We start from the raw sequence: 12,439 nt of genomic DNA, 5'->3' as shown, positions 1-12,439 counted from the left end.
AATTGCCTATACTTCAAGCTGATAATGTAGAAAAAATTAAGTTTGATTCTAGTTTGTGCAAAGAGCCAGAGAAACTTTTTTACTGTAAATTTAATATAATTCCTTGGCAAAAATTAAATAATACTACTTTTTTTATGGTTGAAGACACAAGCCGAGATATCAACCGTTGGGTCGAAGCTCATTACGGTATTGACTATGTATTAATAAAAGTGGATAGCGAACAGATTTTAAATCTTCTTAACTCGCACTTTGGTATTTCAGAATTTGCAAGCAACTACTTATATTACAAGAATCCTAATTTTTCAGCTAAAAGCATTAAACTAAGCTCAATATTTTTTGCTTCTTTCTTTATTGTAACTTCAATTTTAACACTAACAGAGAAATATACATATTTTGCTTTGATGTTGATATTTATAATCGGATGTTCTAGTTATTTATTCAAGTTTATAGCTACAGTTTTTAGCTTATGTGAAACCTCCAACCAAAAAGTGGATTATAGTAAGCTGAATGAAGAAGATTTTCCTATATATACTATTTTATTGCCTGCTTTTAAAGAAAGTGCAGTGATAGAGCAATTGATCGAAAGCATTGAAAGTTTGGATTATCCAAAATCAAAATTAGATGTGAAGCTTCAGGTAGAAAGTGATGACCAAGAAACGCTAGCAGCTATAGAAAAGTACACTTTACCGCAGTATTTTGAAGTAATAAAAGTGCCTCATTCTTTGCCTAGAACAAAAGCCAAGTCATGCAATTATGCTATGAGCTTTGCTAGAGGAAAGTATGCAGTAATATATGATGCGGACGATAAACCAGACCCATTGCAGTTAAAAAAAGCACTGATTGAATTTAATAAGGACGACGATAAGCTTGCCTGTGTACAGGCGAAATTAAATTACTATAATTGTGATTATAATTTTCTCACAAAATCCTTTTCTCTGCAGTATATGAACTGGTTTCAATACTTATTGCCTGGATTCCAAAAAATGAACATGCCAATGCCTTTGGGTGGTAGCAGTAATCATTTTTCAGTAAAAATTCTAAAAAAAGTGTTTTTCTGGGATGCTTACAGTGTTACCGAAGATGCTGACCCGGTTTGAGACTTGCGCAAATGGGATATAAAACCAGGATGATTGACTCAGAAACATTGGAAGAGTCACCAGTTGCTGTATTTGCTTGGATTAAGCAAAGAGCGCGCTGGATCAAAGGCTATATGCAAACTTATATTGTTCATTTAAAAAATATAAAGTCACTTTATAAACACACTGGATTTAAGGGAATTTTGCTATTGAATCTTTTTGTTGGCTCTGCAGCTTTTATATTTTTTACTACTCCATTTTTACTGCTTTCATTGATATTAACTAAAGTTTTAAATGAATTATTTTTGTACTACTTTGTAGTGGTATACGTTACTAACCTGATTCTTTTGGTAATAGCTGTCAAACAGCAAAAGATGCCTTTTTATTTTTATATAGTATCGATATTTTTTCCGGTCTATAGTCTGCTACATAGTGCAGCAGCTTTTCTTGCCTTGTGGGAATTTATTCTTTACCCTGAGCGATGGAACAAAACTCAGCATGGTTTATGGAACAAAAGCAATCAAAACCTGTAGCTATTTGGCTTTTTCTCTGCTGTATCATGGTAATTCTCATGGTGGGGATTGGTGGATTTACCAGACTTTCAAAAGCAGGATTGTCAATCACAGAGTGGAAACCCATCACTGGAACATTGCCACCACTGAGTGGACAAGACTGGCTACAAGAAAAATTAAAATACGAAGCTACACCTGAATATAAAGCACTTAACTATGGTATGAGTATGGAGGAGTTTCGCGCTATATACTTAATAGAATATGTACACAGATTGGTTGCAAGACTAACAGGTTTAGTTTTTGTCCTGCCATTTATATATTTCACATTAAGAAGAAAAATATCTAAAAAAGTAGTAATAAAGCTATTTATGGCATTATTATTTGGAGCTTTACAAGCTTTTGCTGGTTGGTATATGGTTAAAAGTGGTTTAGTAACTGAACCTCATGTTAGCCACTATAGGCTTGCACTTCACTTATTATTAGCATTAATTATCTTTGCATTATTGTCATATCAATTTTTTGATTACCAAATCAGGCCAAAGCAAACTAAACTTAAGATTAGTAGTGACACTATACACTATACAGGGATGATTTTGGCCCTAATTGTAATACAAATAATTTTCGGTGCGTTTGTTGCGGGATTAAATGCTGGTTTGATTTACAATACCTTTCCACTAATGGGCGGACAAATCGTTCCAGAAGATTTATTTTTCTTACAGCCTATATGGCTGAATATCTTTGAGAACAGAGCGACAGTGCAATTTATACATCGAGCACTGGCATTGCTAATACTAACTTTGGTAGTAATACTCACAGTAAAAAATGCTAGCATAAAACCGGTATATATTATGCTGCTCTCCGTCGTCATTCAGATCATTTTAGGTGTAATTACTCTATTATTGCACATACCGATAGCCATTGCCATAGCTCATCAAGTGTTTTCATTTATCTTGTTTGGGTCAAGTTTATACTTCTTGTGTTATTTAAGGAAGCAGACTACATCACCAATCTGCACATTTTTTCCTTCTTGAATGGGAATATTTTTTATCACCATTGCTGCTTCAGCACATATAATATTTTCCATTTTCATCGCTTCCACAACAAATAAAGGTTGTCCTATTTCTACCTGATCTCCTACATTTACGTGTAATTTAACTAATAAGCCAGATATTGGGGATTTTACAGCATCTACTGAAATCCCTTCTGTTTCATTATTTAGCATTAACTTACTTAATTCAGCTACATGAGGTTTTAATATACAACACTCAGCTTTCATACCTGCATGTCTTATGAAGTACTTGCTGCCTTGTCTTTCTATTTTAAGTGCTATATTGGTATCGTCATTAATTGTGATATATAGCAATCTATAACTTGATTTCCACTTGCCTATAACGGAGTATTTATTGTGATTATATACCGTTATTAATATATTATCTTGGTATTTTGCATTTACGGAGTACTCATTGTCATTTATATTCACTATGAATAAATCTCTTGCACGGTTACCTGCCATCCGAGTAGCTGATACTGGTGCCCCTTCTTTTTTACTAGATTCCAGTGTCACGCACTGGAATGACACCTGAGATGTTTCATTCACTGCTTTATGATGGTACCTTTCTTCATTTTCCAAATGAACATATAACGCAGTGAAAATAAATATTTTAATATACTCCTCTGTAACAAAATCGCCGTGAAACCCACTAGGGTAATGATCTGGAATGAATCTCGTATGGAGCTTTGCTGCGATAAAATTTGGGTGATGGAAGATGGATTCTAGAAATTCTATATTATTTGTTACTCCTTCTATATAGCATTCAGACAATGCTTTTTGCATTCTGCTGATCGCTTCTACTCTATCTTTTCCATATGTTATCACTTTGGCAATCATCGAATCATAGAACATGCTAATTTCTGAACCTGCAGCAACTCCATCATCTATTCTTACATAATCATTTTCACCCGGTTTATCGTAATATTTTATTCTTCCGCTGGAAGGGAAAAATTTCTTCGATGGGTCTTCAGCGCAAATTCTACTTTCTATTGCAGAACCAGTAAGTTTAATATCATCCTGACTGAACCTTAATTTTTCTCCACAGGAAGTTCTAATCATTTCTTCTACTATGTCTATTCCAGTTATAAATTCTGTTACTGGATGCTCAACTTGTAATCTCGTATTTACCTCAAGAAAATAGAAGTTTTGGTCTTTATCTACAACAAACTCAACAGTACCTGCTGAAAAATAGCCAACTTGCTTTGCTAAAGAAACACATTGGGCATACATTTTTTGTCTTACTTCTTCACTAATAAATGGACTTGGCGTTTCTTCCATTATTTTCTGATTATTCCTTTGTATTGAGCACCCCCTCTCTCCAAGACATACTATATTGCCATATTTATCCGCTATGATTTGTATTTCGATATGTCTTGGTAATTCTATATATTTCTCTATAAAGATACTGCCATCCTTAAAACTTTTCTCTGCTTCATTTGTTGCTGATGTGAACGCTAGTTCAATTTCTTTTTTGGAATTTACAATTCGCATTCCCTTGCCACCACCGCCTGATGCAGCTTTAAGCATAACGGGAAAACCGATCTCTTCAGCAACTTGAGCTGCGTGGGCAGCATCGCTGATCTTACCCATATATCCTGGCACTACATTCACTCCAGCTTTTCTTGCAGCTTCTTTTGCTGTTATTTTGTTGGCTGTAACTTCTATTGTTTCTGCACTGGGACCGATGAAGTCTATATTATGTTTTTGAAGAGCACGTGGAAAATCTGGATTCTCTGCTAAAAAACCATAGCCAGGATGAACTGCCTCAGCACCTGTTTCAACTGCTACTTCACATATTTTTTCAATGTTTAAATAACTGAGGCAAGATGGCGAAGGGCCGATATATCTTGACTCATCTGCTTGTCTTACATGCACAGAATTTACATCTGCATCCGAGTATATGCACACACAAGATATACCCATCCTACGAGCAGTTCTGATAATCCTGCAGGCAATCTCTCCTCTGTTTGCTATTAAAATCTTACTGTACTTCTTTTCCGTCATCGTATGAGTATACTTTCTGAAGTTAAGAAAGTAAATTTCTATATCATTGCCTGCAAGTAATTTCTAGCTTCATCAAACACCTAAACTTTCTCCTGCAAGTTGTACATTAGCATTTTCCACTAAAGTGCTTTCGTTATGCAAGGCATGTATCTCGCTACATGCTTTAACTGACAGGTATGTGACTCCGCCAGAAGCTATTGCAACCATCGAGCTTAGTGCAAAAGATTGAGAAACTAAAAATAAAAAGTATAAAGACAAACATAAAGCAGCGATACATGCTATCGCTCCTATTATACATAAGCACAGGTGAAACTTCTGGTTACATATAAAGCTGTCTTTTATGCCTGCGATTTGCTTAATTTCTTTCTGTTGTGCAGCATTTAAGTAATAAAGAGGAGTTTCCCTCTTCTTATTAAAAGCATAGCCTTTACTGCAGAGCGCATCTTTAATATATTTTTTATTACATTTGAGTTCCTCTTTCAATCTGCTTACTTCTTTCCGATCTCCAGCTTCTGCTGCTTTCGTAATTTTGTTATTAGCTTCCTTCTCTAAGTCATTCACAATCTCTTGTACTGCAGGCAGCAAAATTCCACTTCTTGCTGCTTCATGAAATGGATTATCTCCATACCTATTATGCGCAGTTACAGAAGCAATGTTCTTCTTACAAATGTCTACAAATTTACCTTTGTTTTGTATTCTTGCAGCTAAATGCAGGAGATTATCTGCCTGTATTCTTTGTTTTGTTTTATCAAAAGGGCCGGTGTAACGCCAATTGATATTAGCTTCATTATCTGAAAGCAATTTTGCTATATCTACAAGTCCATCCATAATTCACCTCGCTATATTCAACCAATACTAAACTATACAACACAATTTATGAAAAATAAATAAAATTTTATCTCTCAGAATAAATAAATTCTAAATTGTTACAAACATAAATTTTAGCTATCATCATTTATATTACTGTAACGGACAAATATGCCAGGTATAGTCACGAGATTCGCTCCATCACCAACAGGGTTTTTGCACATTGGTGGGGCCCGCACTGCGTTATTTAATTGGCTCTATGCAAAGCATCATGGTGGCAGGTTTTTGCTAAGAATTGAGGACACCGACAGAAAACGTTCAACGAAAGAAGCAATTGATGCAATTATAGAAGGGCTAAGATGGCTCGGTGTGAGCTATGATGGGGAAATAGTATATCAGTCAAAAAGAATAGAGCGGCATAAAGAAGTAGCAAACCTTTTAGTTGAGAAGGGTAGGGCGTATCACTGTTATTGCCCTGAGGATGAAGTTGCAGAAAAGAAAATAAAAGCAAGAGAAGAGGGCAAGATATACAAGCATAAATGTACTACAAAACCTCCTTCTTGTCATCCAAGTAGCCGACACTGGGATCCAGAAGAAAATATGTGGTCACGCGCTGGAATGACATCGGGTGTGAGGTCAGTTGTCCGCTTTAAAGTGCCAGATTCGCAAGAGATCGTTATTGATGATAAAATATACGGCCAAATCAAAGTAAATAGCAACCAGCTTGATGATATAGTGATCTTACGCTCTGACAACACTCCAACATATATTTTTGCCGTAGTAGTTGACGATCATGATGCTGGAATAACTGATATAATACGTGGCTCTGACCATCTCACTAATACCTTTAAACATCTGCTAATATACCAGGCTCTTGATTTTGACATTCCACGCTTTGCACATGTGCCGCTTATCCATGGGGAAGATGGGAATAAGCTATCCAAAAGGCATGGTGCCACAAGCGTTTGCGATTATGAAAAGATGGGAATATTGCCAAAAGCGATGCGTAATTACTTGCTGAGACTTGGCTGGAGTCACGGTAACGATGAGATTATTAGCGATGAGCAAGCAATAGAGTGGTTTAATTTAGAAAGTATTGGTCGTTCACCTGCACGGCTCGATTTCAAAAAACTGGAGCATTTGAATAACCACTATATTAGTAATATGAGCAATGAAGATATTCTGACTCTAATGCTTAGAGAAAATACTCTAACTGACAAAAAAAAGGGCTATTTACTGCAGGGACTGACAGAGCTAAAAAAAAGAGCAAACTACCTGACCGAACTGCTGGATTTAGCAAAGTTTTATATTCAAGATCCGCCACTTGATTTAAGTGAAGAGGCTGAGCAAATTGTCAAATCTAACCTCGATATAATCAAGTTACTCGCGTCATTTCTGTCAAAGATAGGTGATGAAAATTGGAATAAGGGTTTTTTATCTTCTCAGATCAAGGAATGTGCAAAATTGCACGATATGAAAATAAGCGATGTATACCACTCATTACGCGCCCCTATAACTGGAGTAATGGATGCACCTGGAATCATTGATATCATGGTGATTCTTGGTAAAGATGAGTGTATAAGAAGGTTACAAGCAATTTAAATGAAATAAGAAAATTACTTGACATCCTTCGCCAGCCCCCTTATCATGAAACTGGAGCTATTGTATTTGCTTTCGCCAATCTGCAGATTAAAAGGTAAGGATTACTTAATGTATCGGCGTCTTATGTTCAATTTTTTGCAGTATATAGATACTGTATGTCTTTACAAAACTTCATCTACATCTAGATTTTTATCTAAATAAGCTGAACGCGCTTATAAAGCGTTACAAGACATCAAAAAATGCCAATACTCGACAGAGATAGTAAAAGACTAGCTAACTCGGGGATTCTTTGTCTTTTTTTCTGCTTAGTAAATTTCTTAAACATTTGTAGCGTAAGTTAGTTGCAATTAAAAGCAGCTGAATTTCGCTTGTCAAGCGTTTAAAACATAAAAAACGCCAATATTTTAAAGCGGATAATAACCACGGGGCTTCTTTTGCCTTTTTTTTCGTTTGGTAAATTTCTTAATGTTTATAGCTAAAAGAGCCCAAGAGAGGTGTCATTCCAGTGCCTCTGTGATGTCATTCCAGTGCTTGACACTGGAATCCAGTTTTCCATATAATCTCATCGAAACCGTCGTATTTTAACATAAAACAGCTACTTTTATACTCACCAACTCAATAAAATTCCTGGATGCCAGTGTCAAGCGCTGGCATGACACCCTACTAGTAGCACAATGTTCGTACAGCTGTACGTGTGACCAGAAAAAACATAGACCCCAAGTGTCAGCTACTTTCATGATACCCCGACAACCGTCATCCCGCTACTTGTTAGCGCCGCGGCGGCATGACGTCTTAACTATAGAAAACTTGTATAGATTTTTTCTACTTCTGTGATATCATAAGCCTGTAATGATAAAATCAGTAAATATGGATAAGTCAGCGTATGAGATCATAGAACATGAGTATGATGTGGTAGTAGTAGGTGCAGGTGGAGCAGGTCTCAGAGCAACGCTTGGGATGGCTGCAACTAATTTTTCAGTTGCCTGCATTTCTAAAATTTTCCCTACACGAAGTCATACAGTTGCAGCACAAGGCGGAATTAGTGCAGCTTTAGGTAATATCGGTGAAGACGATTGGCGCTGGCATGCATATGACACAATAAAAGGTTCAGACTGGCTTGGTGATCAAGATGCAATAGAATATATGTGTAAAAACGCTGCTAAAGCTGTTATTGAACTTGAAAATTTTGGCGTACCTTTTTCTCGTACAGAAGATGGCAAAATATACCAGCGTTCCTTTGGTGGAATGACAACTCACTTTGGTAAAGGAAAATCAGCGCAGCGCACTTGTGCGGCAGCAGATAAGACTGGGCACGCAATCCTTCACACTCTATATCAGCAGTGTCTTAAATTCAACGCTGAATTTTTTGTTGAATACTTTGTGATTGATTTAATTATGGATAGCGAAGCCGGAGCATGCTGCGGAGTTCTTGCTTGGTCGCTATGCGACGGCACATTACATAGATTTCGTGCGCATAGAGTGGTGTTAGCAACAGGTGGATATGGACGTGTTTATTTCTCTGCAACAAGTGCGCATACCTGCACAGGTGATGGTAATGGCATGGTAGTAAGGGCTGGATTACCACTTGAAGATATGGAATTTATACAATTTCATCCAACAGGAATATATGGCTCAGGGTGCCTGATGACAGAAGGATGCCGTGGTGAAGGGGGGTACCTCGTTAATTCTCAGGGCGAGAAGTTTATGGAACGTTACGCACCAAAAGCAAGAGATTTAGCTTCCCGTGATGTGGTAAGTCGCGCAATAACAATTGAAATTAGAGAGGGAAGGGGGGTTGGACCAAAAAAAGATCATATGTATTTAACTATAGCGCATCTTGATCCGGAAGTAATAAAACTCAGATTGCCGGGCATCAGCGAAACCGCAAGAACTTTTGCTGGAGTTGATGTCACTAAAGATCCAATACCGGTCATTCCGACTGTTCACTATAACATGGGTGGCATTCCAACCAATTATTATGGAGAAGTGATCACGCTGAAGCAAGATAAGGAAGAAGTGGTAGATGGACTATTTGCAATTGGAGAAGCTGCATGTGTTTCTGTGCACGGTGCAAATCGACTTGGTTCTAACTCGCTTCTTGATCTTGTGGTTTTTGGTAGAGCTGCAGCGCTCAGAGCAAGAGAGAAACTAAAATCCGGTACACCACATAAAAAATTGCATTCAGACTGCACAGACTGGATAGTAGATAGATTTAATAAAATGCGATTTGCCTCCGGTGGGCTAAAAGTAGCAAAAATACGCAGCGAAATGCAGAACACTATGCAAAAGTACGCATCAGTGTTCCGTGTTGCTGAAGTTTTAGAAGAAGGCAAAAAAGCTATAAAAAAGGTAGCAAAAATGATGCCTGATATTTCACTTGAGGATCGCAGTATGATGTGGAATAGTGATTTAGTTGAAGCACTGGAGCTTGCTAACATGATCCCACAAGCGGTTATTACCATGGAATGCGCAGCTAATCGCGAGGAAAGCAGAGGTGCCCATGCTCGTGAAGACTTTCCTGAACGTGATGACAAAAACTGGATGAAGCACACTATAGCGTGGCTTGAAGAAAAGAAAGGGCAAATTAACGTAAAAATTGATTATAAAAAAGTGGCTGAAAAAACTCTGAGCGGTGAGATTGATTTCATAGCGCCAGAGAAGAGGGTTTACTAGTTACACTATCCCTACACAATTTTTCAACGAGTTCATTATTGATATGGCACTCATTTTAGTGTCTGGAGGACTCTCAGTATGCTCTGATTGATTTGGTGATTCTTGTACTGCTTGATTTTTAGTCTCATTCCTTAAATTCTGTTGATCATTATTAACAAGGTTCTTCGAAGCTTGATTCTGCTCTGTTGTTGAATTAGAGCGGTTTTTGTCGTTAAATGTGTCCTGTGCTTTGTTGGTTGATTTTTCAAAAAGTTTCTTAATACCACTAAATCCTAAAGTTAAAGTAAGGCATATAACTCCAGCAGTAGCTATGATAGGAATGGCTGCTCCAATTGCCATTTGACCCTGAAAGAAAGCAAATGTTACCATTGCAATAACAGTAATCGTTATCGTGATTGCTAACAATTCGCGGGTCCTTTTTGCTGGATCTATGAATCCTGCTACAGCAGATCCTGTTTTCTTTATAGCAGAACCTAGCTTTTTAATGCCAGACTTGCATTTTTTCGAAGCAGTTCCACAGTGGTATTTTTCTTCAAGCTTCTCTTTTAGTTCTTTAGCTTTCTCCTGTGCTTTCTGTGGAGTCCCTGAATAATCTTTTAGATCTCGTAAAGTTAAATAGTACTTTTTAGTATGGAATTTTGGATCTTTCAGCTCCAGAGAACAGGGATCAGCGCCTATTTCTAGCAGCATTGTACAAAATTTTGTTGTATTGTCATAAGCAGTTGCTGTATCAAAAATTGTTCCTTGCAATAGGTGTTCGATACTTCTTTTTTCTGCTTTTTTCTTTAATGCCAATTCTAGGGGTGTGTTCCCTTCTCCATTCTTAGCATTTATAGCTTTACCTAATTTATCTTTAGATATTGTTCCATTTTTTACTAAACCTAAAATCAATTCCAAACATGTAACTTTTTGTTCTCCTTTGAATGAAGCAATATAGTGCAGAGCATTTTTTCCATCTTTATCTTGCACAGTAATATCTGCACCATTTTGTAGAAATAACTCTAAGGTTTTATACCTGCCAGTATCCTTAAATTCTTTTTTTATTACATTCTTTATTTTATTTTTCAATGAAGGTTCTTTACTCTTTTCTTGTATGCGCTGGAGTACCTGATGGAGCGGTGTTTGCCCTTCCTTGTTAGTAGTATTTACAGCATCATCTTTATTTGAAATCAACTCTAAACATGTAACTTTTTGTTCTCCTTTTAGTAAAGCAATATAGTGCAGAGCATTTTTTTCATCTTTATCTTGCACAGTAATATCTGCACCGCTTTGTAAAAATAACTCTAAGGCTTTATATCTATTTGTTTTTTCAAATTTTCTATCTGTACATGATCGATCCTCATTCTTTTCTTTTATATGCTGAAGCAACTGATGAAGAGGTATTTGCTCTTTCCCGTTAACAGCATTTATAGCCTTACTAAATTCATCCTTACCTAAAGTCAACTTCAAACATGCAACTTTTTGTTCTCCTTTGAATGAAGCAATATAGTGCAGAGCATTTTTTTCATCTTTATCTTGCACAGTAATATCTGCACCATTTTGTAGAAATAACTCTAAGGTTTTATACCTGCCAGTATCCTTAAATTCTTTTTTTACTACATTTTTTATTTTATTTTATTTTTCAATGAAGGCTCTTTACTCTTTTCTTGTATGCGCTGGAGTAGTTGATAGAGCGGTGTTTGCCCTTCTTTGTTTTTATCATTTACAGCTTTTATAAATTGCTCTTTTTGACCTGCTTCTAGCAATATATTGAGAAGTTCAAGTTTTTGTTTTGTTTCAGGTTTAACAATCAAGTGTAGAGCATTATTACCATCTGTGTCTTTAAGGCTAATATCCGCCCCTTTTTCCAATAGTTCTTTAAAAAGTTTTTTATCACTATTTTTAATTACTGGATGTAATAGATAATTATCATTACTATCTGGAGTATTTATGGTATGTGGTATAATTTCTTTAATTTTTGCTTCTGTATTGATTCTTATTTCTGGCTTTAATTTAGATTTCTTTCCTTGCTCTGCTAATTTTTCTAAGAAATTACGGTAGTATGTCTTTTGCTCCTCTTTTAAGTTTTGTAATTCTTCTGTAGATAATTCTAAATTATCAGAGCTGGCTCCATGCTCTAACAATTTTGTAAGAAACTTAAGTGTGTTATCGTTACTTCGAATTGTATTAGACTCATGTTTTTCTTTTGTTACCTTGTTAATTAGTGCCACCTGAAGAGGAGTTTTTTCGTCCTGATTTTCACTATCAACAAGTTGTGCTAAATCTTCCTTGGTGACCGTTTTTATTAGGGTACCCAGAAACTTGCATTTCTGTTTCTTTTCCAACGACGCAATGAGGTGTAAAATATTTTTCCCTTCTTCAGCTTTTATGCTGCTAATATCCGTACAATCTTTTAGATATTTTCTAAATTTCCTGTTATTTCCATTTTTGATCGCTTTTAGTAGTAGAGCATTGTTATTTGTTATTTCGTTGCTTATTTCTACTTCATGATCATCTTCAACATCACTGCCGTAGCCACTCTCTGTTTCGCTGTCCCTACGGTTGTGGGTAAAACAATATCTGCTATTATAAGTAATTTCTGAAATTGCTTGCTTTACTCGCTCTTTTGTTTCATTTGATATTTTTTTCGATCGTTCTATTGCTTTATCTAGCACTGGAAGGAAGCATTGGACATAATACCTATAATATTTTTCTTGTTCACTAAGAGCATGTCT

5 protein-coding genes and 2 pseudogenes are annotated in these 12,439 nt (G+C 36.3%); 4 read left to right on the top strand and 3 right to left on the bottom strand.

All coding sequences use genetic code 11. The features are described 5' to 3' along the window. Nucleotides 1–2: 2 nt before the first annotated feature. A pseudogene (locus tag ONI09_RS04000) lies at nt 3–1,609 on the top strand (glycosyltransferase family 2 protein). After that, nucleotides 1,558–2,619 carry a COX15/CtaA family protein gene (locus ONI09_RS03990; RefSeq protein WP_265013747.1) on the top strand — a complete coding sequence of 354 codons (1,062 nt, stop codon included), beginning with the start codon at nt 1,558–1,560 and terminating at the stop codon, nt 2,617–2,619. Before ONI09_RS04000 ends, ONI09_RS03990 begins: the two are co-directional and overlap by 52 nt. Here ONI09_RS03990 and ONI09_RS03985 read toward each other — a convergent pair. Beyond that, nucleotides 2,568–4,643, bottom strand: coding sequence for an acetyl-CoA carboxylase biotin carboxylase subunit (locus ONI09_RS03985; protein WP_265013746.1), 2,076 nt, complete (start codon nt 4,641–4,643; stop codon nt 2,568–2,570). The two genes, ONI09_RS03990 and ONI09_RS03985, sit on opposite strands and share 52 nt — an antisense overlap. Before the next feature lie 72 nt (nt 4,644–4,715). Beyond that, nucleotides 4,716–5,471 (bottom strand): ankyrin repeat domain-containing protein, encoded by a 756-nt coding sequence (locus tag ONI09_RS03980; RefSeq protein WP_265013745.1) that lies wholly within the window; start codon nt 5,469–5,471, stop codon nt 4,716–4,718. Nucleotides 5,472–5,621: 150 nt separating this feature from the next. On the opposite strand from ONI09_RS03980, the gene gltX reads away from it, so the two are divergent. Further along, entirely contained in the window at nt 5,622–7,052 is a 1,431-nt protein-coding gene (gene gltX, locus ONI09_RS03975; protein WP_265013744.1) for a glutamate--tRNA ligase, read from the top strand. 867 nt (nt 7,053–7,919) lie between these two features. Beyond that, complete coding sequence (sdhA, locus tag ONI09_RS03970) at nt 7,920–9,725, top strand: succinate dehydrogenase flavoprotein subunit (RefSeq protein ID WP_265014426.1); 1,806 nt, start codon at nt 7,920–7,922, stop codon at nt 9,723–9,725. Here sdhA and ONI09_RS03965 read toward each other — a convergent pair. Continuing rightward, nucleotides 9,726–12,433: pseudogene (locus ONI09_RS03965) on the bottom strand (ankyrin repeat domain-containing protein); the annotation flags it as partial. Nucleotides 12,434–12,439: the final 6 nt, after the last annotated feature.

Origin of the sequence: Wolbachia endosymbiont of Drosophila pseudotakahashii (assembly GCF_026015925.1) — a bacterium.
Lineage (GTDB): Bacteria > Pseudomonadota > Alphaproteobacteria > Rickettsiales > Anaplasmataceae > Wolbachia > Wolbachia pipientis.
This window is presented reverse-complemented; position numbering and strand designations above follow the sequence as displayed.

Excerpts from the sequence above, each read along its gene's own strand:
- ONI09_RS03990 (WP_265013747.1), top strand. The coding sequence starts at position 1,558 with ATGGAACAAAACTCAGCATGGTTTATGGAACAAAAGCAATCAAAACCT.
- ONI09_RS03985 (WP_265013746.1), bottom strand. The coding sequence starts at position 4,643 with ATGACGGAAAAGAAGTACAGTAAGATTTTAATAGCAAACAGAGGAGAG.
- ONI09_RS03980 (WP_265013745.1), bottom strand. The coding sequence starts at position 5,471 with ATGGATGGACTTGTAGATATAGCAAAATTGCTTTCAGATAATGAAGCT.
- gltX (WP_265013744.1), top strand. The coding sequence starts at position 5,622 with ATGCCAGGTATAGTCACGAGATTCGCTCCATCACCAACAGGGTTTTTG.
- sdhA (WP_265014426.1), top strand. The coding sequence starts at position 7,920 with ATGGATAAGTCAGCGTATGAGATCATAGAACATGAGTATGATGTGGTA.